This window comes from Nocardioides sp. NPDC023903, assembly GCF_040639295.1.
Lineage (GTDB): Bacteria > Actinomycetota > Actinomycetes > Propionibacteriales > Nocardioidaceae > Nocardioides.
On record NZ_JBEZZS010000006.1, the window covers coordinates 88,085 to 113,234 of the forward strand.

General features: G+C 69.8%; 23 protein-coding genes. 11 read left to right on the forward strand and 12 right to left on the reverse strand.

From position 1 onward, the window contains the following. Positions 1 to 61: 61 nt before the first annotated feature. Positions 62 to 1,009 (reverse strand): 2-dehydropantoate 2-reductase, encoded by a 948-nt coding sequence (locus AB0F44_RS09385; protein WP_357354737.1) that lies wholly within the window; start codon positions 1,007 to 1,009, stop codon positions 62 to 64. 44 nt (positions 1,010 to 1,053) lie between these two features. Between AB0F44_RS09385 and truA the strand changes: the two genes are divergently transcribed. The 4 genes from truA (at position 1,054) to AB0F44_RS09405 (ending at position 3,542) form a co-directional block, all read left to right on the forward strand. After that, positions 1,054 to 1,920: a tRNA pseudouridine(38-40) synthase TruA gene (gene truA / locus AB0F44_RS09390; protein ID WP_357354740.1), complete on the forward strand. Its 867-nt coding sequence runs from the start codon at positions 1,054 to 1,056 to the stop codon at positions 1,918 to 1,920. Further along, positions 1,904 to 2,521 carry a methyltransferase gene (locus AB0F44_RS09395; RefSeq protein WP_357354742.1) on the forward strand — a complete coding sequence of 206 codons (618 nt, stop codon included), beginning with the start codon at positions 1,904 to 1,906 and terminating at the stop codon, positions 2,519 to 2,521. Before truA ends, AB0F44_RS09395 begins: the two co-directional genes overlap by 17 nt. Positions 2,522 to 2,597: 76 nt before the next feature. After that, positions 2,598 to 2,978, forward strand: a complete 381-nt coding sequence (locus tag AB0F44_RS09400) for a hypothetical protein (protein ID WP_357354744.1) — start codon at positions 2,598 to 2,600, stop codon at positions 2,976 to 2,978. A 120-nt stretch (positions 2,979 to 3,098) separates the two neighbouring features. After that, positions 3,099 to 3,542 carry a hypothetical protein gene (locus AB0F44_RS09405; protein WP_357354746.1) on the forward strand — a complete coding sequence of 148 codons (444 nt, stop codon included), beginning with the start codon at positions 3,099 to 3,101 and terminating at the stop codon, positions 3,540 to 3,542. Here AB0F44_RS09405 and AB0F44_RS09410 read toward each other — a convergent pair whose 3' ends face one another. Further along, on the reverse strand, positions 3,543 to 4,883 hold the full coding sequence (locus AB0F44_RS09410; protein WP_357354748.1) for a cytochrome P450: 1,341 nt from the start codon (positions 4,881 to 4,883) through the stop codon (positions 3,543 to 3,545). 93 nt (positions 4,884 to 4,976) lie between these two features. After that, on the reverse strand, positions 4,977 to 5,891 hold the full coding sequence (locus AB0F44_RS09415) for an alpha/beta hydrolase (RefSeq protein ID WP_357354750.1): 915 nt from the start codon (positions 5,889 to 5,891) through the stop codon (positions 4,977 to 4,979). Between the two features lie 129 nt (positions 5,892 to 6,020). Between AB0F44_RS09415 and AB0F44_RS09420 the strand changes: the two genes are divergently transcribed. Together AB0F44_RS09420 and AB0F44_RS09425 are read left to right on the forward strand one after the other, a co-directional pair. Next, positions 6,021 to 7,718, forward strand: a complete 1,698-nt coding sequence (locus AB0F44_RS09420) for an ATP-binding cassette domain-containing protein (RefSeq protein ID WP_357354752.1) — start codon at positions 6,021 to 6,023, stop codon at positions 7,716 to 7,718. Then, positions 7,715 to 8,737 (forward strand): GNAT family N-acetyltransferase, encoded by a 1,023-nt coding sequence (locus AB0F44_RS09425; RefSeq protein ID WP_357354754.1) that lies wholly within the window; start codon positions 7,715 to 7,717, stop codon positions 8,735 to 8,737. The genes AB0F44_RS09420 and AB0F44_RS09425 overlap by 4 nt, the downstream gene beginning before the upstream one ends. Before the next feature lie 103 nt (positions 8,738 to 8,840). Here the strand turns inward: AB0F44_RS09425 and AB0F44_RS09430 are convergent, their stop codons facing one another. Together AB0F44_RS09430 and AB0F44_RS09435 are read right to left on the reverse strand one after the other, a co-directional pair. Next, positions 8,841 to 10,109 carry a trypsin-like peptidase domain-containing protein gene (locus AB0F44_RS09430; protein WP_357354756.1) on the reverse strand — a complete coding sequence of 423 codons (1,269 nt, stop codon included), beginning with the start codon at positions 10,107 to 10,109 and terminating at the stop codon, positions 8,841 to 8,843. Between the two features lie 75 nt (positions 10,110 to 10,184). Further along, positions 10,185 to 10,724: a MarR family transcriptional regulator gene (locus AB0F44_RS09435; RefSeq protein WP_357354758.1), complete on the reverse strand. Its 540-nt coding sequence runs from the start codon at positions 10,722 to 10,724 to the stop codon at positions 10,185 to 10,187. 70 nt (positions 10,725 to 10,794) lie between these two features. Here AB0F44_RS09435 and AB0F44_RS09440 point away from each other — a divergent pair, with 70 nt between their 5' ends. Next, a complete protein-coding gene (locus tag AB0F44_RS09440) occupies positions 10,795 to 12,045 on the forward strand; it encodes an MFS transporter (RefSeq protein WP_357354760.1) in 1,251 nt (416 codons plus the stop codon). Here AB0F44_RS09440 and AB0F44_RS09445 read toward each other — a convergent pair. The 5 genes from AB0F44_RS09445 to AB0F44_RS09465 form a co-directional block, all read right to left on the reverse strand. Continuing rightward, positions 12,042 to 12,680, reverse strand: coding sequence for an HAD-IA family hydrolase (locus tag AB0F44_RS09445; RefSeq protein WP_357354762.1), 639 nt, complete (start codon positions 12,678 to 12,680; stop codon positions 12,042 to 12,044). The genes AB0F44_RS09440 and AB0F44_RS09445 overlap by 4 nt on opposite strands. Beyond that, a complete protein-coding gene (locus AB0F44_RS09450; protein ID WP_141806185.1) occupies positions 12,677 to 13,981 on the reverse strand; it encodes a citrate synthase in 1,305 nt (434 codons plus the stop codon). Before AB0F44_RS09450 ends, AB0F44_RS09445 begins: the two co-directional genes overlap by 4 nt. 69 nt (positions 13,982 to 14,050) lie before the next feature. Continuing rightward, positions 14,051 to 14,242: a hypothetical protein gene (locus AB0F44_RS09455; RefSeq protein WP_091052443.1), complete on the reverse strand. Its 192-nt coding sequence runs from the start codon at positions 14,240 to 14,242 to the stop codon at positions 14,051 to 14,053. A 35-nt stretch (positions 14,243 to 14,277) separates the two neighbouring features. Beyond that, complete coding sequence (locus AB0F44_RS09460; protein WP_357354764.1) at positions 14,278 to 15,306, reverse strand: hypothetical protein; 1,029 nt, start codon at positions 15,304 to 15,306, stop codon at positions 14,278 to 14,280. A 51-nt stretch (positions 15,307 to 15,357) separates the two neighbouring features. Further along, on the reverse strand, positions 15,358 to 16,362 hold the full coding sequence (locus AB0F44_RS09465; protein ID WP_357354766.1) for an alpha/beta hydrolase: 1,005 nt from the start codon (positions 16,360 to 16,362) through the stop codon (positions 15,358 to 15,360). 166 nt (positions 16,363 to 16,528) lie between these two features. Here AB0F44_RS09465 and hrpA point away from each other — a divergent pair, with 166 nt between their 5' ends. The 4 genes from hrpA (at position 16,529) to AB0F44_RS09485 (ending at position 23,168) form a co-directional block, all read left to right on the forward strand. Further along, complete coding sequence (gene hrpA / locus AB0F44_RS09470; RefSeq protein WP_357354768.1) at positions 16,529 to 20,401, forward strand: ATP-dependent RNA helicase HrpA; 3,873 nt, start codon at positions 16,529 to 16,531, stop codon at positions 20,399 to 20,401. A 47-nt stretch (positions 20,402 to 20,448) separates the two neighbouring features. Next, a complete protein-coding gene (locus AB0F44_RS09475; protein ID WP_357354770.1) occupies positions 20,449 to 21,045 on the forward strand; it encodes a hypothetical protein in 597 nt (198 codons plus the stop codon). A 217-nt stretch (positions 21,046 to 21,262) separates the two neighbouring features. Then, positions 21,263 to 21,673 carry a type II toxin-antitoxin system PemK/MazF family toxin gene (locus tag AB0F44_RS09480; RefSeq protein ID WP_357354772.1) on the forward strand — a complete coding sequence of 137 codons (411 nt, stop codon included), beginning with the start codon at positions 21,263 to 21,265 and terminating at the stop codon, positions 21,671 to 21,673. Positions 21,674 to 21,800: 127 nt separating this feature from the next. Then, positions 21,801 to 23,168, forward strand: coding sequence for an extracellular solute-binding protein (locus AB0F44_RS09485; RefSeq protein ID WP_357354774.1), 1,368 nt, complete (start codon positions 21,801 to 21,803; stop codon positions 23,166 to 23,168). Between the two features lie 50 nt (positions 23,169 to 23,218). Here AB0F44_RS09485 and AB0F44_RS09490 read toward each other — a convergent pair whose 3' ends face one another. Beyond that, the gene (locus tag AB0F44_RS09490; protein ID WP_357354776.1) at positions 23,219 to 24,487 is read right to left on the reverse strand and encodes a ribonuclease D; all 1,269 of its coding nucleotides are present in this window, start codon (positions 24,485 to 24,487) and stop codon (positions 23,219 to 23,221) included. Then, positions 24,484 to 25,122: a DUF3000 domain-containing protein gene (locus tag AB0F44_RS09495; RefSeq protein WP_350660578.1), complete on the reverse strand. Its 639-nt coding sequence runs from the start codon at positions 25,120 to 25,122 to the stop codon at positions 24,484 to 24,486. The genes AB0F44_RS09490 and AB0F44_RS09495 overlap by 4 nt, the downstream gene beginning before the upstream one ends. Positions 25,123 to 25,150 lie beyond the last annotated feature (28 nt).

The window sequence follows — 25,150 nt, forward strand, 5'->3', positions numbered from 1 at the left end:
CTGCCGGACTCGCTGCATGCCTGACCACCCCTTTCAGCGAAGGGGTTTCAACGATCGGCCATCAGAGGCTGGCGAGGAAGGTGGCGCCGTCGAGGCTACCGGGCTCGGCGCCGGTGCGGGCGATGTCGTGGACCGCGCGCTGGATGGCCTCGTTGGCCGGGGTCGGGACGCCGTGGAGGCGACCGAGCAGCACGATCTCGCCGGAGAGGTAGTCGATCTCGACGCCGGTGCCGCGGGTGAGGCTCTGCCAGGTCGAGCTGTTGTTGGCACGGCCGCGTCCGGTGATGTGGTCGGCTCGCCGCGTACGGTCCTGGTCTGCCGTCACGACGCTGATGCCAGCGGCAGCGAGGGCGGCCTCCGCCTCGGCCAGGCAGCGGGCGTAGATCTCCTCGTCATGGGGGCCGGGGGCGATCGCGGCGTCGATGCCGTTGCCGAGGTTGTTGAGGAGCTTGCGGTGCTTCCAGGCCATGATGTCGGCACACGGCTCGCTCAGGAAACCCGCCTTGACCAGGTCGTTCGCGATTGCGGTGGCAGTCTCGTCGACGCCGGTGGGATAGCGGCCGATGTCGAGGATGCCGGGCTTGTTGCGGGAGTCCTGGACGACCACGCCCGGGGTCAGGAAGGTGGCGGGGAGGACGACGTGGATGGCGTACGTCCGGGCGAAGCGGCGCAGGATCCGCGGCTCGTTCGCGACGCCGTTCTGCATCGCTACGACCGGCGTGTCCGGCGGAGCGTATGCAGCCAGGTCCTCGAGCGCGGCCTCGGTCTGCTGGCCCTTGACGCTGAGGAGCACGACGGTGTCCTCGGTCCAGGCGATCTGGCTCGCGTCCTCGACGGCGGGTACGTCGAGGGTGAGCAAGCCGTCGGGGGTGTCGAGGGTGAGGCCCTGCTCGCGGATCACCCGGAGGTGCTCGCCGCGAGCCACGAGAGTGACGTCGACACCTGCACGGTGCAGCAGCCCGCCGGTTACCCCACCGACAGCCCCGGCACCGAAGATCACGTAGCGCATGCGCCGAGTCTGGCAAACGACGTTGTCGCTGCGAGAATGGGCCCGTGCGCATCAGGATCGACCTCGCCTACGACGGCACCATGTTTCACGGCTGGGCGACCCAGCCGGGGCTGCGCACCGTCCAGGGGGAGCTCCAGAACGCGCTGGCGACCGCGCTGCGGGTGCCGGCGACGGGGGAGCGGTCCCAGGTGTGGGTGACGGTCGCTGGTCGTACTGACTCGGGTGTGCACGCCCGCGGACAGGTCGCCCACTTCGACATCGGCGCCGAGGTGCTCGAGTCCTCGCGGGGACGGTCCGAGCAGTCGCCGATCGACTCACTGGTGCGCCGCTTGAACGGGATCCTCCCCGCCGACCTGCGCGTTCGTGCCGCCGTCGAGGCGCCGGTGGGCTTCAACGCCCGGTTCTCGGCGTTGTGGCGACGCTACGTCTACCGGATCGTGGACGACCCGGCGTACGTCGACCCGCTGCAGCGCGGGCACGTGCTCTACCGGACGCGCCCGCTCGACCTGGCGCTGATGAACGTCGCCTCCGCCGACCTCATCGGGCTCAACGACTTCGCCTCCTTCTGCAAGCCGCGCGAGGGCGCGACCACGATCCGCGATCTGCGCCAGCTCAGCTGGGAACGGCGCCCCGACGGGATCATCGAGGCGACCGTCCTCGCCGATGCCTTCTGCCACTCCATGGTGCGCTCGCTGGTCGGGTGCCTGATGGTGATCGGTGAGGGCCGCAAGGACGTCACCTGGGCCAAGGAGTCGCTGGCCTCGCGTTCGCGGTCCTCGTCGATCCCGATCGCGCCGGCCAACGGCCTGACCCTCGAAGAGGTCGCGTACCCGCCCGACGAGATGCTGGCGGCCCAGCACGAACGCACCATGAATCGCAGAGAGGCGAGCGAGCTTGACCGGGACCGATGACGAGCACTACTTCTCCGCCGACCCGTCGGTGCCCTTCGAGCGGATCCCCGTCTCGACGACCGTGTGGGACATGGATCTCTCGCTGGTCTCGGGGTCGGGGGTCTTCGCCAAGGGACGCCTCGACATCGGCACCTCGGTGCTGTTCAAGGAGACCGAGCCGCCCTCACTGAAGCCCGGCGCACGGGTCCTCGACCTCGGCTGCGGCTACGGCATGATCGGGCTCGCCCTGGGTCTCGCGGTGCCGGAGGCGTACGTCACCGGGGTCGACGTCAACGAGCGCGCGGTCCTGCTGGCCAACGAGAACGCGGCGAAGCTGGGTCTGGGGGATCGGTATCGCGCCGCAGTGCCGGCCGAGGTCGACCCGGAGACGACGTACGACGAGATCTGGAGCAACCCGCCGATCCGGATCGGCAAGCCGGCCCTCCACGAGCTGCTCCTGACCTGGCTCCCGCGTCTGGCCCCTGACGGCCGAGCGGTCATGGTCGTCGGCAAGAACCTCGGTGGCGACTCGCTGCAGCGCTGGATCACAGAGCAGGGCTACCCCACCACCCGCATCGGCAGCGCCAAGGGCTTCCGCGTCCTGGAGACCCGCCGCTCCTGAACGGTCCAGATGCCGGTATCCGCCATCTCGCGCGTCTCGCGGCCAGTCGCGCGGGGTGCGCTGCCAGACTCCGTCCATGACCAGTCCCGCGATGACGACCCCCGCGCTGACGAACCGCCAGCGCCTGGCCCGCTCCTACAAGGCCTGGGGCGTCGCCGCGCTGTTGAGCCTGGTGACGGTGCTGCCTGTCTACCTTGCCGTCACGAGCTCCGGGATCGAGCTGTCGCGGCTGATGAGCGTGCCGGTGATGGTCGTCGTGGGGCTGATCGGGCCGGTGGTCGGGGCGTACCTGAGCATGCGCTCCGGGCTCGGTCGATTCTGCACCGGGGCCGCCTTCGTGATCATCGCGACCCCGATGACGAGCCTGCCGCTGCTGGCGATCCCGGCGTACGTCCTGGCGCCCTGGATCGCCGTGGCGATCAGTGAGGAGCCGGTACCTCAGCGCCGGAACGGCTGAGAGAGATCAGGCCGGGACCGGGTCCTTGGCGAGCCGGGATGGTTCCTGGCGACCGGTCCAGGCGCAAATCTGAGTATCCGTGCGGATGTGGCGACCTACGGGGGTGGCCAGGCTCGTTGGGTGAGCAGAGCGCACCCAACCTGGTATGGCAACGTCATCCGTTCGTACGTCGCGTGGCTGATCGCCGCTGCCATGGCGCTGGCGGCCGCATGGCCGCTCTGGCACTCCTCGCAGACCAATCCTGGCGTGGACGCTGTCGCTGCCTTCGTGGGGTCGATCGTCGTGTTTCTGGCCGTCGGAGTCGTCGCGGGTGTTGTCATGAACCGCGTCGTCTCTTTGCCCTACGCGAGCAGTTTGGCCACGTTGGTGTGCCTCGGGCTGGCCCTCGTGATCTTGGTTGTGGACCTGCGTCTGGTGTGGTGGCTGCTCGCTGTTGCGCCGGGCATCGGCGCAGCAGTCGCCGCGATCCCGGGGGCTTCAGGGGCCACCTGCGAGTGGATCTGCCTGTGGATCTACGGCTTCCTGCTGATCGAGCTGGTCGTCATCTTCCTCATCTGGGCGTGATCAGGCCGGGACAGGGTCCTTGGCCAGTCGGACCGGGAGGCGGTCGAGGCTGTAGACGACGGAGAGGTCGCGCCAGCCGAGGTCGCCGGGGTCGTCGGTGGCCATGGCCAGGTCGGGGAAGCGGCGGGCCAGGCCGGTCAGCGCCGCGCGGAGCTCCATGCGGGCCAGCTCGGCGCCGACGCAGCGGTGCATGCCGTGGCCGAAGGCGAAGTGCATGGTGTCGGCGTTGCGGAGGTCGAACTGCTCCGGCTTCGGCATGACCGCGGGGTCGCGGTTGGCGCCGGTGAGGCTGACCAGGACGACGGCGCCCTTCTTGATCGGTACGCCGAAGAGATCGTGGTCCTCGCGGGCGAACCGCGGGAAGGCGAGCTGCACCGGGCACAGGTAGCGGAGCAGCTCCTCGACGACCTTGTCGACCTCGGCCCTGTCGCCGGAGCGGAGGATCTCGTACGCCTCCGGGTTCTGCATCAGGACGTAGGCGCCCATGGAGAGCATCGAGGCGGAGGTCTCGTAGCCGCCGAGGAAGACGCCATCGGCGAGGCCGCCGAGCTCGACGTCGTCGTACTCCGCGCCCTTGTTGCGGATGATCTCGCCGATCATGCCGTCGCCGGGGTTGGCGCGCTGCTGGCGGACCTGCTCGATGAGGAACGTCCTGGTCTCGGTCGCGGCGCCGAAGGATCCGGCGCCACCCTCCGAGAGGTCGAAGCGGGCCATGCCGAGCTTGTGGAACTCCTCGCGTACGTCCTCGGGCATGCCGAGCAGCTCGCAGATCACCCGGAACGGGATCTCGAAGCCGAAGTGCTGGACCAGGTCGACCTCGGGGCCGTGGGACTCCATGTCGTCGAGGGCGTCGGTGACGATCCGGTCGATCATGTCGGTGAGACGACCAAGGCGGCGCATGGTGAACTCCGGGGTCAGCAGGCCGCGGAGCTTGGTGTGGTCGGGCGGGTCGGTCATGCCGAGGCCACCGATGCCCTCGGCGTCGGTGCGCTTGCGGGTGCCGAGCAGGTGGCGCATGTCGTTGGAGTAGGCGTTCTTGTCTGCCAGGACGTGCTTGGACTCGGCGTGCCCGGTGACCAGCACGATGTCGAGACCGAGCACCGAGCCGAGCTTGGCGACCGGCGCCTGCTCGCGGCTCTCGGCGAGCAGCGGCACCGGGTCGACGCCGTCACGGCGCAGCGGGAAGGTCAGGTGCTCGGGGATCTTGCGCAGCGTGGTGATGTCGGGAATCGGCGACTCCTTGCCCCGCATCGCGAACTGCAGGGCAAGCTTGCGGACGCGCTCGGTCAGCGGTCGCGTCATCGCCCGTAGAAAGGAGGGCACCTGGGCAGCAATCGGCATGCGGCCCAGTCTGGACCATCGTCAATCGACGGTCATCAGGAATACCCCTGGTTTGACGGTGTGTCTTGGCTCACCTCTCGGGGGAGTCCCGGATCACCCGTGGAGCACGGTCCTGAACAGCGCACACGTCTCCTCGATCGCGAGCTGTGCCGCCTGCGAGTGCTGGCCCATGGCGAAGAAGCCGTGGATGAGTCCGTCGCAGTGGTGGTAGGTCGTGGGGACCCCCGAGCTCTCCAGCGCCTTGGCGTACGCGATGCCCTCGTCGCGCAACGGGTCGAACTCCGCGGTCACCACGACCGCCGGTGCCAGACCCTCGAGGTTGCCCTTGATCGGGCTCAGCCGCGGGTCGGCGCGGTCGGCGTCGCCCACGTAGTTGTCGGAGAACCACTTCATCGTCGGCAGCTCGAGGAAGTAGCCGTGGCCGTTCTCCGCATAGGACGGGTAGCCGCTGGTCATGTCGGTCCCCGGGTAGATCAGCAGCTGGCCGGCGAGCTCGCGCCCCTCGTCGCGGAAGGCCTGGGCGACCACGGCCGACAGGTTGCCGCCGGCACTGTCGCCGGCGACCGCGACCCGGCCGTCACCGCCGAGCGTCGCGGCGTTGTCGCTGACCCAGCGAGCGGCGGTCAGCGCGTCGTCGTAGGCGGCGGGGAAGGGGTGCTCGGGGGCGAGCCGGTAGTCGACCGCGACGACCACGGCGTCACAGATGGTGGAGAGGTTGCGGGCCTGGTCCTCGTGGGTGTCGAGGTCGCCGACGACCCAGCCGCCGCCGTGGAACATCACGATCGTGGGCAGCGGCCCCTCCGTCGTGGGCCGGTAGATGCGTACGTCCAGGTCGCCGGCCGGCCCTGGGACCACCGCGCTCTCCACCGATCCGACTGGTGGAAGTGGGATGCCCTCGCCCAACGCACGGTAGAGCGCTCGTGCCGTCGGCGGGTCGAAGGACTCCAGGGGCTGGCCCTTCGCGAAGAGGGTGAGCAGGTCAGCGATCTGGCTGTCGAGCGGAGGCATGGCGACAGTCATATCGCTATTAGCCAAAATGTGTCGAGCGTCACGTTCTACTGATGGGACCGCTTTACGCAGAACGTCTGCCGGGCAGACCCGAATAACCATTCGACACGGGTGCCAGACTGGACGGTTGTGGGACATGTGGACGTTGCTGGAGTGAGATTCCAGCTGCCTGACGGACGAGTGCTGCTCGACGACGTCTCCTTCCGGGTGGGTGAGGGCGCGAAGGTGGCGCTGGTCGGCGCCAACGGCGCCGGGAAGACGACGCTGCTGCGGATCGTCACCGGTGAGCTGACCCCGACGGCGGGATCCGTCGTGCGCTCGGGCGGCCTCGGGGTGATGCGGCAAATGGTCGGCAAGGGCTCCTCGACCGTCGGTGAGCTGCTGCTCTCGGTGGCGCCCGCGCGGGTGCGCGAGGCGGCGGCCGCCGTGGACGCGTGCGAGCTGGAGCTGATGTCGTCGGACGACGAGCGGCTGCAGATGCGCTACGCGACCGCGCTGGCGGAGTACGCCGACGCCGGCGGCTACGACATCGAGGTCGTCTGGGACGTGTGCACCATGGCCGGGCTCGGGGTGCCGTACGACCGCGCTCGCTACCGCTCCCTGGACACCCTGTCCGGCGGCGAGCAGAAGCGGCTGGTGCTCGAATTCCTGCTGCGCGGACCCGACGAGGTGCTGTTGCTCGACGAGCCCGACAACTTCCTCGACGTGCCCGGCAAGATCTGGCTGGAGCAGCGCATCCGGGAGTCGCCGAAGACGATCCTCTACGTCAGTCACGACCGTGAGCTGCTGGACAACACCGCGACCAGGGTGGTCACGGTCGAGCTCGGCGCGTCCGGCGCCGGCAACAGCACGTGGACGCATCCGGGTGGGTTCGCCTCCTACCACGAGGCCCGCAAGGACCGGTTCCTGCGCTTCGAGGAGCTGCGCCGTCGCTGGGACGAGGAGCACGCCAAGATCAAGGCGCTGGTCCTGCGGCTGAAGGTCAAGTCGGAGTACAACGACGGGATGTCCAGCCAGTACAGGGCGGCCCAGACGCGGCTCCGGAAGTTCGAGGAGGCCGGGCCGCCCGTCGAGCAGCCACGAGAGCAGGCGGTGCAGATGCGGCTGCGTGGCGGGCGCACCGGCAAGCGGGCGGTCGTCTGCGAGACGCTCGAGCTCACCGGACTGATGCGCCCGTTCGACCTGGAGGTCTGGTACGGCGAGCGGGTTGCTGTGCTCGGCTCCAACGGCTCGGGTAAATCCCACTTTCTGCGGCTGCTCGCCCGCGGCGGCACCGACCCGGACGTGGAGCACCGCCCGGTCGAGGACACTCCCATCGAGCCGGTCCGCCACCGTGGGAAGGCCAAGCTCGGCGCCCGCGTGCGGCCGGGCTGGTTCGTGCAGACCCATGCGCATCCGGAGCTGGTGGGGCGTACGTTGCTCGACATCCTGCACCGCGGTGAGGGCTCGCCCGGCGGGCGAGGGCGCACGGGTATGGGGCGCGAGGCCGCCTCCCGGGTGCTCGACCGCTACGAGCTCGCGCACGCCGCGGAGCAGACCTTCGAGTCGCTCTCGGGCGGACAGCAGGCGCGCTTCCAGATCCTGCTGCTCGAGCTGAGCGGCGCCACCCTGCTGCTGCTCGACGAGCCGACCGACAACCTCGACGTCCAGTCCGCCGAGGCGCTCGAAGCAGGGCTGGAGTCGTTCGAGGGCACCGTCGTCGCGGTCACCCACGACCGCTGGTTCGCCCGTGGCTTCGACCGCTACCTGGTCTACGGCGCCAACGGTGATGTCTATGAGTCCCCGGAGCCGGTCTGGGACGAGACGAGAGTGGAGAGGTCCCGATGAGTGAGCTGGTGATCGAGCGGGTCGACCCGTTCGACGACGACGTCTTCGATGCGTGGTACGACGTGATGACCACGTCGTGGCTCGACGTACGCGGCCCCGACGCGGACCTGTGGGCGCGCGAGGAGCAGCGCGTCGAGCTGCAGCAGCAGACCGAGAAGACCGACCGGAGGGCGTACGTCGGCCGTGTCGGTGGTGAGGCGGTCGCCGCCGCCTGGATGGCCATGCCGCTGCTCGACAACCTCCACCGGGCGACTCTCGTGGCCGCCGTGCTGCCGGCCCACCGGCGACGGGGCCATGGCGCCGGTCTGCTCGACCATGTCGAGGCGGAGGCGCGCGCCCAGGGGCGTACGTCGCTGACGGGTGAGGTCTGGTGGCCCTGGTCGCTCGGGTCCGGCGGTGAGGGATCGCCGGGACGGGACTTCGGGATCGCCCGGGGCTATGCGCCCGCTCTGGTCGAGGTACGCCGCCTGCTCCGGCTCCCCGTGCCGGACGACGTCCTCGACCGGCTGGCGGCGGAGGCCGCGGAGAAGCACGGCGACTACACGCTGCGGTCCTGGGTCGGCCGGGTGCCCGACGACATCGTGGAGAGCTGGGCGGTGCTCGACGCCAGCCTCGAGACCGAGGCGCCGACCGGCGACCTGGACATCGAGGCGCTCGAGCCCGACGTGGCGAAGGTGCGCGAGACCGAGCAGCTGGTCGCGGCCCAGAAGCGCACCCTCTACCACTCGGTGGCGCTGGACGCCGGCGGCCGAGTGGTGGCGTACACGGTGATCGGCTACTCGAGCCTGGACGGCAACAGCTATCAGTGGGGCACCCTGGTTGAAGGGGCTCACCGGGGCCACCGGCTCGGGCTGGCGGTCAAGGTCGCCAACCTCAGGCTGCTCCAGTCCGAGCGGCCCGAGGTGCCGACCCTGACGACCTACAACGCCGAGGTCAACGCCCACATGATCCAGGTCAACGAGGCCATGGGCTTCGAACCGGTCGAGTGGCTGTGCAGCATCCAGAAACAGGTCTCCTGAGCACGAGAGCGCCTCATCCCGGTCAAAGACGGGGATGAGGCGCTCGCGGTGTTGGCACCCCGCGACGCTGGTTCCCTGCGGGCCCCAGCGTCTCGCGGGGAGATCAGGATGCGTCGGAGTCCAGGGTGACCTTCGCGGTCTGCTCCTCGCCGTTGCGTGACCAGGTGACCTCGACCTCGTCGGCCGGGCGGTAGGAGCGGACGGTCGCCACCAGGGAGTCAGATCCGGTGATGACGTGGTCGTCCACCTTGGTGATGATGTCGCCCTTCTCGAGGCCCGCCTTCTGGGCGGTGCTGCCCTCGCTGACCTCCTGGACCTGGGCGCCGGTGACCGAGGTCTGACCGTTCTGGGCCTGGGGGGCGTCCGAGACCGAGATGCCGAACTGCGCGTGGGTGGCCTGCTCGCCCTTCTCGAGCTGCTCGACGATCGGGCGGATCTCGTCGATCGGGATGGCGAACCCGATGCCGATCGAGCCGGCGTCCTCGCCGTTCGCCCCTGTGCTGGAGCGGATCGAGGCGTTGATGCCGACGAGGTTGCCGTTGAGGTCGACGAGCGCGCCACCCGAGTTGCCCGGGTTGATCGCCGCGTCGGTCTGCACCGCGGGGTAGACGGTCGCGGCGCCGCTCTGGTCGACGCCGACGTTGACCGGGCGGCCGAGCGCGCTGACGATGCCGGTGGTCACCGTGGAGTCGAGCCCGAACGGAGAGCCGATCGCCACGACGCTCTGGCCGACGGTCAGGTTGGAGGACTTGCCCATCGTGATCGGCGTGAGGCCGGAGACGCCGCTCGCCTTGATCACGGCGGTGTCGGTGAGCGGATCGGTCCCGAGGACTTCGGCAGAGGCCGACGTACCGTCGTTGAAGTCGACCGTCACCGTGCCACCGTCGGCCGCGAGCTCGACCACGTGGTTGTTGGTCAGGATCGTGCCGTCGGAGGAGATGACGACCCCGGAGCCCGAGCCGGAGCCCTGCTGGGAGGTGACCTCGATCTTCACGACGGAGGGGAGCACCTTCGCCGAGACCTTCTCGATGCTGCCCTCGGGGGCCTTCGCGTCGACGACCTGCGAGGTGGCCGGGGTGTTCGCCCCGCCGCCGATGCCGTCACCGTTGAGGGCGCCGTAGACGGCCGCGCCACCGACCCCGGCGGCGCCACCTGCGACCAGGGCACCGGCGAGGACCGCGGCGACGAGCCCGGTGCGGCCCGCGGCGCGCTTCTTGATGGGAGAGCCGGGGGCGGGCACGGCCGGCATGACGGAGGTCTGGGCGGGCGGGGGCGCGAACGGACCGGCGGGAGGCTGGGTGGGGCCGGCCGGAGCCGGGGGAGTCCACTGCGGCGGGGTCCCACTCGGCTGCGGAGGAGGGATTTCGGTCATGTCTTCGAGTGTGGCCAGTGTCCCTGTGAGCCGGCTGAGACGGGGCTATGCGGTCTCGAAGAGAAGACTCAGGACCTATTCGGCCTCGATCCGCAGGGTCACCTGCTTGAGCAGAGCCGCCAGCTCCGTACGCCGCTCCGGGGTCAGCGTCTCCAGAAGCCTGGTCTCGGCCTCACCGCGCAGGTCCATCGCCCGTCGCCAGATCTCGATACCGGCCTTCGTCGCCTCGACGCTGATCTTGCGACGGTCCTCGACCGATGCCGTACGCCGCACCCACCCGGACTTCTCCATGCTGTCGAGGCGGCCCGTCATCCCGGCCGGGCTGATGTCGAGGTCCTTCGCGAGAGCCGTGGGCGAGGCGTGGCCGGGGGTGTCGCGGATCATCAGCATGTGGAGCGTCTTGTATTCGAAGTCGGCCAGTCCGACCTCGCCGGCCGCCGCCGCGCGAGCGTCGTTGAAGAACTTCGCGATGAACCCGATTCGGACCGTGATCGCCTCGATCTCGTCGTCGAAGTCGATGTCGAGCCAGTGGTCGCGCCAACGAGCCACGTGCCGGTCGGCCCGGTCCTCAGGGAGGTCGTCATCGAGCGTCTCAGAGGGTCGCAACTCGGACATGATCCGATCCTACCCTTCGCCGGCTGATAATTCGTTGACGAATAGTTCGCTAGCGAAGTATCGTCAAGATATGACCGCCACGACCGAGCCACCGACGCTGCCCCCGGCCAAGCGTCGTTCGCCGCTGAGTCATCGCAACTTCCGCCGGCTCGTCACCGGGACGGCGTCCTCGTCGCTGGGCAACGCGATCACCCCGGTGGCGCTGGCGTTCGCGGTGCTCGACCTCGGCGGGACCGTCACTCAGCTGGGCATCGTGGAGGCGATCTTCGCGACCTGCCAGGTGGTGACCACGCTGGCCGGGGGAGTGCTCGGCGACCGGGTCTCGCGCAAGCTGATGATGGAAGGCACGGCAGCGATCAGTGCCGTGGTGATCGGCGCACTGGCGGCGACGGTGATCCTCGGGGTGGCAACGATTCCGTCGATCGCGGTGATGGGTGGTCTCGCGGGCATCATCGCGGCGCTCAACCAGCCCTCGGCGATGGCGATGACCAAGGTGGTCGTGCCCGCGGAGGATCTCGGCGCCGCCGTCTCGCTCCGGTCGCTGCTCCAGACCACCGCCTCGACCGTCGGCTACGCCCTCGGTGGTGTGCTCGTCGCCGCGGTGGGGTCAGGCTGGGCGATCATGGTCGACGCGCTCACCTTCGCCGTCGCTGCCGTCGCCTACGCCGGGATGCGGGTGCCCCATGAGCGCCCGCCCCACAAGGCGTCGATGCTCGGCGACCTCGCCGAGGGCTTCCGAGAGGTGATGCGCCACTCGTGGCTGTGGTTCCTCATCCTGCAGGCGCTGCTCTACCACCTGTTCTGGTCGGGGGCGCACAGCGTGCTCGGCCCGATCGTGGTCGGCGAGGGCATCGGCCGGGCGTCGTGGGGCTTCGCGCTCGCCGCCCTGATGGCGGGCTTCTTCGTCGGCGGCCTGTTCTGCCTGAGGTTCCGCCCGCGCCGGCTGCTCTCCGTCGGTGTGTTCTTCCTCGCGATGACCGGCCTCTTCCCGATCTCGATGGCCGTCTCCGACACGCTCTGGCCGATCCTCCTGGGCGCGTTCCTGCACGGGTTCGGGCTGCAGGTCTTCGACATCTTCTGGCAGATCGCGATCCAGCAGGAGATCCCCGAGGAGAAGCTCTCCCGGGTCTACTCCTTCGACATCGTGGGCTCGTTCGTCGCCCGTCCCCTCGGGCTCGCGCTCGTCGGCCCGGTCGCCGTCGCGGTGGGCTTCGACACCTGGCTGTTCGTGGTCGCCGCGGTGATCTCCGGCAGCGCCCTGATGTCGATCTCCTTCGCGGGCGTACGCCGCCTCGAGCGCGCGCCCGAGCAGGCCCTCTAGAGCGGGAGGCCGAGCGCGACCAGGTCCTTGCGGAGCTGCTCGGCCCCGGTGAACTGGATCGCGTGCATGCCCAGCGCTGCCGCGGCGGCCACGTTGGCGACACTGTCGTCGATGAACGCCAGCCGGTCCAACGGCATCCCGGCGCGCTCGGCGACCAGCTGGTAGATCGCCGGGTCGGGCTTGGCCAGGCGCACCTCGCCGGAGACGACGACGTCGCCGAGCAGCTCGATCACGTCGTACGTCGCCGGCGCATGCGGATAGAGCTCGGCCGACCAGTTGGTCAGTCCGAGCTGGGGGAACCCGACCGCGGCGAGCTCGCGGACCATCTCATGGGTGCCGGGGACCGGCCCCAGCAAGGAGAGCGGGAAGTTGTCGACGTACGCCGCTCCGGCGCTGAGCCACTCGGGCGCCGCATCCTCGAGCACCGTGAGGGCCTGGGCCCAGGTGCGGCCGGCGTCCTGGACGTGGTTCCACGATCTGAAGTCGAAGGACTCCATGAACCTGCGGGCATCGGCGTCCCCGACTCCGGCCGCGATCGCCGGGAGCGGGTCCCAGCGGATCAGGACGTTCCCGAAGTCCCAGACGACCCCGTCCACCACGGGGGTGGACGGGGTCTGCACGTCGGGTACCGTCACGCCCAGCGCACGTCGCGCGGGACGAAGGTGAGTCCGCGCTCGCCGGTGTAGATCTGCTTCGGACGGGCGATCTTCTGCTCCTTGTCCTGTACGAGCTCCAGCCACTGCGAGAGCCAGCCCGGCGTACGCCCGATGGCGAACAGCACGGTGAACATCTCCGGCGGGAACTCCAGGGCCTCGTAGATCAGGCCGGAGTAGAAGTCGACGTTGGGGTAGAGCTTGCGCTTGACGAAGTATTCGTCCTCGAGCGCGATCTTCTCCAGCTCCATCGCGATGTTGAGCAGCGGGTTGGTGCCCGTGACCTCGAAGACGTTGAGCGCCTGCTGCTTGATGATCGTCGCGCGCGGGTCGTAGTTCTTGTAGACCCGGTGGCCGAAGCCCATCAGCCGCTCGTTGCCGGCCTTGACGCCCTCGATGAAGGCGGGGATGTTCTCCACCTTGCCGATGCGGCGCAGCATCCGGAGCACGGCCTCGTTGGCGCCGCCGTGGAGCGGGCCGAAGAGGGCGCCGACGCCGGCGGCCACCGAGGAGTAGGGGTCGACCTGGGTCGAGCCCACGCTGCGGACGGCGTTGGCCGAGGCGTTCTGCTCGTGGTCGGCGTGCAGGATGAAGAGCGTGTCGAGCGCCTTCTCGATGCGGTCGTCCGAGGCGTACTTGCTCTCGCTCATCTTGAAGAGCATCGAGAGGAAGTTGCCGGTGTAGGACAGGTCGTTGTCCGGGTAGACGTACGGCTTGCCCTGCGCGTGCCGGAACGCCCATGCGCCCAGCGTCGGCATCTTGGCGATCAGCCGGATGATCTGCAGGCGGCGGTTGTCGGGGTCGGAGATGTTCGCGGCGTCCGGGTAGAACGTCGACATCGCACCGACCGACGCCATGAGCATGCCCATCGGGTGGGCGTCATAGCGGAAGCCCTGCATGAACTCCTTGATGTTCTCGTGCACGAACGTGTGGAAGGTGATCTCGTGCACCCACGCGTCGTACTCCTCCTTGGTCGGCAGCGCGCCGTGGACCAAGAGGTAGGAGACCTCCAGGAAGCTCGACTTCTCGGCGAGCTGCTCGATGGGATAGCCCCGATACTCGAGCACGCCCTTGTCACCGTCGATGAAGGTGACGGAAGATCGGCAAGAAGCGGTGTTGACGAAGCCGGGGTCATAGACCGCCAGGCCAGGACCTTCTTCGTCGGTGGCCGGGTCAGCGGCCTTGATCTTCCCCAGGTCGGCGGCGCGGATGGTGCCGTCGGTGATCGGGATGTCGTACTCCACCCCGGTGCGGTTGTCACGCACTGTTAGAGATTCGGTCACGATCAGCAACGGTAACCCTCTTGAAATCCCCTACGTAACTCGGCGTCCCACCCATTGGCCGATTTCGAGTCAGAGTCGGAACCTGTCACGCGCCGGTTTGGTGTCGCCGGACGGCTCGTCGTCGCCGAACCGGGTCAGCGCATCGCGCAGCCGATGAAGGTCGAGAGCGGTCTGCACAGACCGCTCGTTGAGGGTGTCGTCCTCTCCTCGGAGCGCACGCAGCGCATCCTGGACCTCGGTCTCGCTCGGCTCCCCGGTCATGGGGACATAATCTAGGTGCCCGAACCAAGGCTCGCCTAGTGCGGATCGTCCACGACCTGCTGGTCGGTGCCGTGGGCCACACGCCACAGCAGCAGCGTGACCGCCGCGCGCTGCCGTCCCCGCCCCTTGATGGGCGAGTAGCCGAGCTGACCACTCAGCCACGTCAGCCGCTCCTGCAGCGTCGAATGGTGCACATGGAGCATCGCGGCCGACTGTCGCAGGCTCGGCTGGTCCAGCACCGCGTAGAGGGTGTCCACGACCCACGGATGACCGGCGAGCAGCTCCTCCAGACGTCGTACGTCACCCACCCCCGCCGCCTCGTCGGCGCTGATCCGCTCGGCGATGACGGCAAGTGCGCCGAGGTCGTCGTAGCGGACCACCGCGGGGGCGAGACCGCCGACGTCGGCGGCCAGCCGGAGGGCCGTCCGTGCCTGCTCCAGCGCGTTCGGGAGCTGAAGCGGGTCGGGGGCTACGGCGGCCCCCGCGCGGACGCCGTCCGGGATGGTGGGCGTGCCAGGAAGCAGTGCGACCACGAGAGCGCCGACCGTGCTGATCAGCGTCGCCCGCAGGTGGACCGAGGTGCTCAGCACGACCGTGACGGGGCCCGTCAGGCCGAGCCGTGCGACCGCGTCACGCCGGTCGGAATCGGTCGCGTCGGGGTCGCACGCGATCCTGACCAGCCCGCTGGTCGAGGGGTCGGACGCGCCCGTGCTGAGAGCCTGCAGCGCGCGGGCGGCGCGCTCGAGGATGAGCGCGTCGAGCGGGCCTGCGTCCCCGGTGCGCTCGAGCCAGAGCCATGATCCGGGCTGGCCGGGGATCGGCGCGTGATGCCAGCTGCCCTCGGTCTCGCCGGTCAGTGTGCGGCCGTCGGGCGCGAACCGCTTGACGAGGCCGCGGGCGGCGTCGTGGAGGCCTGCGGGGGAGCCGGCCAGCGCGGCCGCGGCGCGCACGACCGCGGCGGTCGAGGCCCGTTCGTCCACGAGCCGGTCGAAGTGGTCGATGACGCGCAGCGCACTGGCCGTGTCGTCGTCGACCACCTCGAGCTTGCCGATCAGATCTCGCACCTGAACCTCCCTGGCCTACTCTCGCCCACGGAAGGCGAGCAAGCCAGCGAATCAGGCCTCGAGTGCCCTGCGGACGAACTCGTCACGGGTCGCGATCGAGGCACGGGAGACCGCGGCGTGCCCGGCCATCATGTCGAACCCGTGGAACCCGCCGCCCCACATGTGGAGATCGACGCTGACGCCGGCCTCCGAGAGTCGGCGCGCATAGGTCAGCGTCTCGTCGCGGAACGTCTCCGTCGAGCCGGTGTCGATGTAGGTGCGGGGGAGGCCGGTGAGGTCCTCGGCGCGTGCGGGGGCGGCGTACGGGGAGACGTCGGGGCCACCCCGGCGTTCGCCGAGCAGTGCCGTCCAGCCGAACAGGTTGGCCTCGCGGTCCCAGACTCCCTCGTCGTCGAGCATCCGGCTGCTGTGGGTCTCGAAGCGGTCGTCGAGCATCGGGCAGATGAGGATCTGGTGGCTCAGCTTCGGGAAGGACCGGTCGCGGGCGAGCAGCGCCGTGCCTGCGGCCAGGCCGCCGCCGGCGCTGGCTCCCGCGATCATGAGGTGCTCGGGGTCGATGCCGAGCTCAGCGGCGTTCTTCGCGGTCCAGACCAGGCCGGCGTAGCAGTCCTCCACGGGCGCGGGGTCGGGATGCTCCGGGGCGAGGCGGTACTCCACCGACACGACCACGGCGGTGCCGTCTGCGACGTGCGGGAGGAAGGCCTCCACGCCGAACACCCGATTTCCGATCACCATGCCGCCGCCGTGGATGTGGTAGATCACCGGGCGCGGCGGCCCCTCGACGGTCGGGCTCAGGATCAGCAGCGTGATGTCGGGGGCGCCCTCCGGGCCGGGAACCTGCCGCTCCTCGACCCTGACCGCGCCGCCGACGGTCAGATCCGCCGGCTCCATGCCGGGGAACCCGTCGGCGCTCTGCTGCCGTATCAGCGGGAGGATCTCCGCCGAGAAGGGCGGGATGCCCTGGCGTACCGCCTCGAGGACCGGCACGAGCTCGGGATCGAACGGCGGCCGGATGGGGGTGTCGGGGTAGATCTCGCTGGTGGTCGTCTCGGTCATGGCCACTCCTTCGTCGGGGGTGCCCCCAGCCTCCCTCGTGACTGTTGCCCACGGAACCCGGCCTGTGGCGGGAATCACATCCGCTGCCCCCGCCATCCGGCGGGCGGGGTGCTGCGAGAAACCGATGTGCGGTCGAGGGGTACGCCGGGGGAGAATGGGTGACCTCATGTCCGAGTCCGCCCAGCCCGCCGCCACCTCCGTCGCGATCACCTACCCTGCCGAGCTCCCGGTCACCCAGCGCCGCGAAGACATCGCCGCGGCCATCCGTGACCACCAGGTCGTGATCGTCGCCGGTGAGACCGGGTCGGGAAAGACGACGCAGCTGCCCAAGATCTGCCTGGAGCTCGGGCGCGGGTCCGCCGGACTGATCGGGCACACCCAGCCGCGCCGGATCGCGGCCCGGTCGGTGGCCGAGCGGATCGCCTCCGAGCTCGGCACCTCGCTCGGGGACCTGGTCGGCTACCAGGTGCGGTTCATGGACAAGTCCTCGGCCGCCTCGCGGATCAAGCTGATGACCGACGGCATCCTGCTCGCCGAGCTGCAGCGCGACCGCGACCTGCGCCGCTACGACACGATCATCATCGACGAGGCCCACGAGCGGTCGCTGAACATCGACTTCCTGCTGGGCTACCTGCGCCGGCTGCTGCCGCGGCGGCCGGACCTGAAGATCATCATCACCTCGGCAACGATCGATCCGGAGCGGTTCGCGGCCCACTTCGCCGACCCGCGAACCGGGGATCCGGCGCCGATCATCGAGGTCTCCGGCCGCACCTATCCGGTCGAGGTCCGCTACCGGCCGCTGATGGAGCTCTCCGAGGAGGACGAAGAGGGCGAGGTCGTCGTCCGCGACCAGACCGAGGCCATCGTCGACGCGGTCAAGGAGCTCTCCGCCGAGGGCCCGGGTGACGTCCTCGTCTTCCTGCCCGGCGAGCGGGAGATCCGGGATGCCGCCGACGCGCTGTCGGATGCGCTGGGGCTGAACAAGGGGCGCTCAACGGGTCTCGTCGAGATCATCCCGTTGTTCTCGCGGCTGTCGGCCGCCGACCAGCATCGGGTCTTCTCGCCCCACACCGGCCGCCGGATCGTGCTCGCCACCAACGTGGCCGAGACCTCGCTGACGGTCCCCGGGATCAAGTACGTCGTCGACACCGGTGTCGCCCGCATCTCGCGCTACTCCGCACGCACCAAGGTGCAGCGGCTGCCCATCGAGCCGATCTCGCAGGCCTCGGCGAACCAGCGATCCGGACGTACGGGGCGGGTCCAGGCGGGCATCGCGATCCGGCTCTACTCCGAAGAGGACTTCGAGGGTCGGCCGGAGTTCACCGACCCGGAGATCCTGCGCACCAACCTGGCCTCGGTCATCCTGCAGATGGCATCCCTCGGGCTGGGGGACATCGCCTGGTTCCCGTTCGTGGAGGCGCCGGACCGGCGCAACATCACTGCCGGCGTACAGCTTCTCGAGGAGCTCGGCGCGATGCGGGGGCAGCGGCTGACGAAGCTGGGCCGCCGGCTGGCCAGGCTGCCGATCGACCCGCGGCTGGCCCGGATGGTGCTCGAGGCCGAGCGGCTCGGGTGCGTACGCGACGTCATCGTCGTCGCTGCCGCGCTCTCGCTTCAGGACCCGCGCGAGCGGCCGGGGCAGGACCATCCCAAGGAGCAGGCGCAGGCCGACCAGCTGCACGCGCGGTTCAAGGACGAGACCTCCGACTTCCTCACCTGGCTCAACCTGTGGCGCTATCTGAAGCAGCAGCAGCACGAGCTCTCCTCCAGCGCGTTCCGGCGGCTGTGCAAGCGGGAGTTCCTGCACTACGTACGCGTCCGGGAGTGGCAGGACCTTGAGTCGCAGCTGCGGCAGGTCTGCCGGGAGATGAAGATCGACCTCGGCAAGGGACACCGCGACGTCATCGAAGCCGTCGAGGACGCGGGCGAGGACAAGGTGACGTACGACGCCGACGGGATCCATCAGGCGCTGCTGTCCGGGCTGCTCTCGCACATCGGGGCGCTCGAAGAGCGGGACTCGAAGGCCGACGCGGCGCGAGCGCGGGAGAAGCGGCGGCCCGGCCCGCGGGAGTACGAGGGCGCCCGAGGCGCGAAGTTCGCGATCTTCCCCGGGTCGGCGCTGCACCGGAAGAACCCGCAGTTCGTGATGTCCGCCGAGCTCGTCGAGACCTCCCGGCTCTGGGCCCGGCAGAACGCCTCGATCAAGCCCGAGTGGGCCGAGAGCCTCGGCCGTGACCTGGTCAAACGCACCTACTCCGAGCCGCACTGGTCGCAGAAGCGCGCCTCGGTGATGGCGCGGGAGAAGGTGACCCTCTACGGCGTGCCGCTGGTCGCCGACCGTCCCGTCGCCTTCGGCAAGATCGACCCCGAGCTGAGCCGCGAGCTCTTCATCCGGCATGCGCTGGTCTATGGCGAGTGGCGTACGAATCACCGCTTCCTCCGCGACAACGCGAAGCTCGTCGAGGAGGCCGAGGAGCTCGAGCACCGCGCCCGGCGCCGCGACATCGTGGTCGACGAGCACGCGCTCTTCGACTTCTACGACCGCCGGCTGCCGGCTTCCATCGTCTCCGGTGCCCACTTCGACCAGTGGTGGAAGCAGGCGCGGCGGGAGACGCCCGACCTGCTCACCTTCGAGCTGTCGATGCTCACCAACGACGCCGCGGGAGAGGTGACCGAGAGCGACTTCCCGGCCGAGTGGGACGCAGGGCCGCTCACCTTCTCGCTGAGCTACCACTTCGAGCCGGGCGCGGCCGATGACGGGCTGACCATCGACGTACCCGTCGCCACGCTCAACCGCGTCGGCGCCGACGACTTCTCCTGGCTGGTGCCGGGGCTGCGCGAAGAGCTGGTGACCGCGCTGATCCGGTCGCTTCCCAAGCCGCTGCGGGTCAGCTTCGTGCCTGCTCCCGACAAGGCGCGCGCCTTCCTGAAGGAGACGCCGCCGGGGGAGGAGCCGCTGCTGACCGCCCTCGAGCGCTGGGCGCGCTCGACCGCGGGCGTGCACATCCCGCGCGAGGCCTGGGACTGGGCCAAGGTGCCCGAGCACCTGCGGCCGACCTACCGGGTCGTCGGCGAGGACGGTCGCGAGACGGCGAAGGGCAAGGACCTCGATGCGCTCAAGGCTCCGCTCGAGGGCGAGTTCGAGGCTGCGATCGCCGAGGTCGCGGCGTCGGCCGGTCACACCCGCACCGGCGAGACGAGCTGGGTCTTCGGCGACATCGCCGCGACGGTGACCGAGAAGCGCGCCGGGCATGAGGTCACGGTCTTCCCGTGCCTCTCCGACGAGGGCTCCACGGTCGGACTCGTCGTCGCCGGATCCGCAGAGGAGGCCGAGGCGCGTCATCGTCTCGGCGTCGTACGCCTGCTTCTCCTCGCTCTCCCGAATGTCGGCAAGCAGGTCGTCGACGGGCTCTCCACCATGGAGAAGCTCGCGCTGGCCGGATCCCCCTACCCGAGCGCAGCCGAGCTCGTCGAGGACTGCCGCGCCGCCGTCGTCCGCCAGCTGGTCGATGCCCGTCCGCTGCCGCGGACGCCCGAGACGTACGCCGCAGTCCTCGCCGCCGCCGGCACGCCGGCCGACCTGGTCGCGTCCGTCCGTGCGGTCCTGGCCGACGTGATGCGGGCGCTCGAGGCCTATCGCGAGACCGACAAGGCGCTCTCCGGGCGGGCCGACATGTTCCAGCTCCCCGCGCTGACCGACATGAAGGACCAGCTCGCCCGGCTGGTGCACCGTGGGTTCGTCGCGGACGCGGGTGCTCAGCAGGTCAGGCGCTACCCGACGTATCTGAAGGCCATCGTCGAACGTCGCCGCAAGCTCGACGCCGACCTGCGCGCGGACCGGGCGACCCACGACCGGATCGCGTCGCTCCAGGACGCCTATCTGCACCAGGTCGAGGCGCTGGCCGAGGGCCGGCCCCCCGGTCCGCGGCTGCGGCAGGTGCGCTGGATGCTCGAGGAGTACCGCGTCCAGCTCTGGGCCCAGCATCTCGGCACCGCCGAGAAGGTCTCCGATGCGCGGATCCGCAAGCTGCTGGGGTAACGCCGCAAGGCTGTTACATGCGGGCGGCGGCCGCTACGCTCGATCCGATGTCCAGAGAGTTTCATTCGCCGATGCGTCCCGGGGACGGCTTCTTCGACTCCCTCCTCGGGGGCGACGACCCTGCCCTGGTGCAGGAGGCGGCCGACGCGGCAGCGACGGCGCTCGTGCGTGGGGCGCGGGACAGCGACGACCCCGCGGTCGCCGAGCGGATCCTCCATCTGGCCGAGTCCGAGGGCATCGAGACGATCGCGGAGGTCTGGTCGAGCTCGCCGGCGGAGTCGCTGGCCGGCTGCCTGTGGCGGCTCTACCTGCTCCGCAGCTGGGTCTACGCCGACCCGGTCGGCGCCGCGCGCGAGTTCGAGGCCGGCCGGGCGAAGGCCCAGGTCGCCCAGGTCGTGGCCGGTGTCGCGGAGCCTCCCGGTCCGCAGGAGCTCAAGGCGATGGTCGACGAGGTGCTGCGCGGCATCGCCGGCAGCGACTTCGCCGTCGTTCTCCTCCGGGCTGCGGCGTTCTCCCGTGTCATCGCCGCGGGGCGGGCGGCCCTCGACCCGGACGCGGCCGCGAAGGACGTACGCAACATGCTGCAGCTGTCCGAACAGCTCGAGGCGGCGGGTCACGCGGAGCTCGAGCAGCGGCTGCTCTGACTTGCTGTAGCCTCCTGTCCGCTTTGATGTGGGTGAGGTTGGGGGCACCGTTACACTGGTGACCGAACACGTCGGGCTGCGGCAGCCCCGGGTCCCAACTTCAGCCGCTTCGAGCGGCCTTGCGCCGTGAGGCGCTCCCGGTCCGGCGTGTTCATCATCTTTTTCGGTGCACCTCGGCTGGGCGGCCATGACGCCAGCCACCGACCAAGGAGCCGAAGTGACCGACACCCAGCCCGCACCGCGCGAGGGCGCCATCTCCTACGAGCCCGAGATCGGTGACGGCAACGCCGACCCGGGCGAGGTCGTGTGGGGCTGGGTGCCCTACGAGGACGACGAGACCCAGGGCAAGGACCGGCCAGTTCTCGTGATCGGCCAGAAGGCCGGCGTACTCCTGTCCCTGATGCTGACCAGCAAGGACCACGACCGTGACGAGGCGCAGGAGGCGCGGAACGGGCGGCACTGGATGGACGTCGGCACCGGCGGCTGGGACCGCCAGGGCCGGCCCTCCGAGGTGCGCTTGGACCGGCTGATCCGGATGGATCCCGCAGACGTACGCCGTGAGGGCGATGTGCTCGCCAAGGAAATCTTCGATGATGTGATCAAGGCCGCACGCGATCACCTCGCCTGAGGCGGTCCTGGGGCTGTTCTGACGTGCCTTCTCAGGAAGTGTCCAGGTACGTATCGTAAAGTGAATCGCTGGTAAACCGGGTCTGTGGTTGCATCACAGACCCGGTCCTGGTGTTGAGATGGAGGAAATGGTGCGGCGCACGCGGCTGGCAACGGCGCTTCTGGTGACGGTTCTCTCGGCGTCCCTCGCCGCCTGCGGTGGCGGTGATCCGGCCTCGAAGCCGTCGCCGAGCACCACGACGAAGGCGCCGACCAAGGTGAAGCTCGTCTTCGGGGTCTCCGGCCACAAGACGCTGGTCGACACCTACAAGCAACTGGCTGCCGAATACACCCAAGAGGTCCCCAACGTCACCGTCGAGGTGAAGTCCTGGCCGACCGCCGACCAGCTCACCGCGGCGGTCAACAGCGGCGAGAAGGTCGACGTGGTGCTCACCCCGCGTGCCGACGTCGCCACGTTCGCCGAGGACAAGCGGATCCAGCCCGTCGACACCCTGCTCGAGGCGCGCAACGTCGACTTCGGCGACAAGTACTCCCGTGAGGCGATGGAGGACTTCTCCGTCGAACGCCGCCTGGAGTGCATGCCCTATTCGGTCTCCCCGCAGGTCGTCTACGTCAACACCGGTCTGATCGACTTCGACGCCATGAAGGAGGAGGGCCTGCCCACCCCCAGCGTCCGTGCCGACGGCTCCCTGCGTGGTTGGACCGTCGAGCAGTTCAGCTCGGCGATGACGTACGCCGCCGAGCACAACAAGGGCGTTCGGGGTACCTATGTCGAGCAGAACCTCACCGCGCTGATGCCCTGGCTCGCCGGCGCCGGTGCGACCCTCTTCGACGACCCGCTGGCTCCGACGACCACCGCGCTGGAGGACTCCGCCGGGGCCTACGAGGACCTGGTCGAGGCGATGACCCAGCCCAACGTGCTGGCCACCGCGAAGGACCTCAACGGGCGCACCCCGTTCCAGGCCTTCAAGCAGGGCCGTCTGGTGGCGCTGGTCGGTGACCGTTCGCTGGTCTCGGACCTTCGGGCGACCGACGCGATGGAGTGGGACGTGATGCCGATGCCGGGTGGCAACGGCACCACCGGCGACTACGCCGGGCTGTGCATGGGCTCGGAGACCGCCGACCCCGACGCCACGGCCGACTTCCTCACCTACCTCATCTCGACCGAGTCGGTCGTGAAGATGGTCCGCACCGGCCACTTCGTGCCGGTCAACTCCGAGGTCGGCTACGCCCCGGTCTTCACCCAGCCCGAGCGCAACCCCAAGAACGCCCGCATCTTCACCGACACCGTGCGTGACATGCAGGTCCTCCCCGAGGCCACCCAGCTCGCCCAGCTCCAGAAGGTCGCCGCCGTCGCCGTACGAGGCTCCTTCGCTGTCGCCGAGCCCGACCAGGTCGAGGACTACGCGGTCCAGATCGACGAGCTCTCCAAGACCGTCTTCCCCCAGCCCACGCCGCTCGCCTCCCCGTCCCCCTCGATCTCACCCAGCTCCTAGCCGAGGCGTCACCCCCGTTGGCCGAGGCGTCACGTACGTCGGTCGAGAGGTCAGGGCTCGATGTCCGCGTGAAGGACGGCGTCGGTGAGGAGCGGGGCGGTGAGGGCGATCTGCCAGCCGCGGGCGCCGAAGCCGGAGAGCAGCTCGATGATGCCGTCGAGCAGGGCGCCGGGGTCGCGGGTCTTCGGGGGCGTCCACATGGCACGGCGCAGGAAGTCGGGAGTGAGCAGGTTCTCGGCGGGGAGGTTGCGGGCCTCGGCGAGGGCGTTGACCGACTCACGTGCCAGCGTGAGACGACGGGCGGCGACGGGATCCTTGTCGGCCCACGCGCGCGGCGGGGGAGGACCGTCGGAGCGCGGCGACCGCACCGGGAGCTCGTCCTCCTCCATCGTGACCGCGCGGTTGAGCGCCTTCACCCAGGAGGTCACGTAGCGCTCGGCGCCACGGCCGTGGAAGCCCTTCAGTCCGAGCAGCGCGGCCTTCTCCTGCGGGAGGTCCTGCGCGGCGGCGACGATCGCGGCGTCGGGAATGATCCGGCTCGGGGTGACGTCACGCTGCTGCGCGATCCGGTCGCGCTCGGTCCACAGCTCACGCACCGCGGCGAGGCCGCGGCGGCCGCGGACGCGGTGCATGCCGGAGGTGCGTCGCCAGGCATCCGTACGCACCGGCGCCTCGAACCCGCGCAGCCAGTCGAACTCCTGCCGGGCCCAGGCGTCCTTGCCCTGCGCGACGAGCTCGGCAGCCAGCGCTTCGCGCAGCTCGACGAGCACCTCGACGTCGAGCGCGGCGTACTCCAGCCAGGCGTCCGGAAGCGGACGGGTCGACCAGTCGGCCGCGGAGTGCTCCTTGAGCATGGTGAAGCCCAGCACCGTCTCGACCAGGGTGCCGAGCCCGACGCGCGGATAGCCCAGCAGCCGCCCCGCGAGCTCGGTGTCGAAGAGGGCGGAGGGGTGCAGGCCGAGGTCGCTGAGACAGGGGAGGTCCTGGGTGGCGGCGTGCAGGATCCACTCGGTGCCCTCGAGCGCGTCGACCAACGGCTGCATCGTGGTCAGCCCGATCGGGTCGATCAGCCAGATCCCGGAGCCTTCACGGCGCAGCTGGATCAGGTAGGCGCGGTTGGAGTAGCGGTAGCCGGAGGCGCGCTCGGCATCGATCCCGACCGGACCCGAGCCGGCGGCGATGGCCGCGGCGGCCTTGACCAGGCCTTCGTCGGTGTCGGTCACCGGAGGCAGCCCGTCGCGCAGGGTCAGTAGTGGCGCCGGAGCAGCATCTTCTGGTGTGTCCGGCCCCGTCTCGGCCTCGGTGTTGTCCTCGATCACGCGCCTCGCTGCCCTCGCCGGCTCGGTATGACGGTGACGCCCTCCGGCACCGGAGGAAGTCCCGCGGCCGTGCAGAGCAGCTCGCCCCATGCCTCGGTGTGTGGTCGCAGGTCCAGGTCGCCCGAGGCCGTGCCGACCGGCGTCCAGGAGGCGCGGATCTCGATCTGCGCAGTGCCGTCCTCATCGGCCATCCCGCCGTAGGACTCGGTGGCGACGCGGGTCACGGTGCCCGCGGCGGCGACGTGCTCGGCGCCGTGACCGGACAGGGCGTCCAGGAGCCAGGACCAGCCGACCTCACCCAGCAGCGGGTCGCTGATGTGCTCGACGTCGATATCGGCCCGGGCGTATGCCACCAGGCGGAACGTGCCAGGCAGTCCGTGCACCGTGCCCCAGGCGTCGTTGCCGTCGGGGTCGTGCAGCAGGATCAGCCGTCCGGTCGCCACGTCGACGTCGTCGACGGTCACCTCGGCGGAGAGCGCCGCGGCGTACGGAGCGATCCGCTGGGGCGCCGGCATCTCCTCGGCCAGCACCTCGGGTCTGAAGGTCGCGGCGCGCATCCCTTCCGCGGCGGACCGGAACACGGCAGGACCGGTCTCCGGTCCCGCGGCGGGACGCGACTCTCCACGGACGACCATGTGAACAGGGTATGTCTTCTGCGCGATT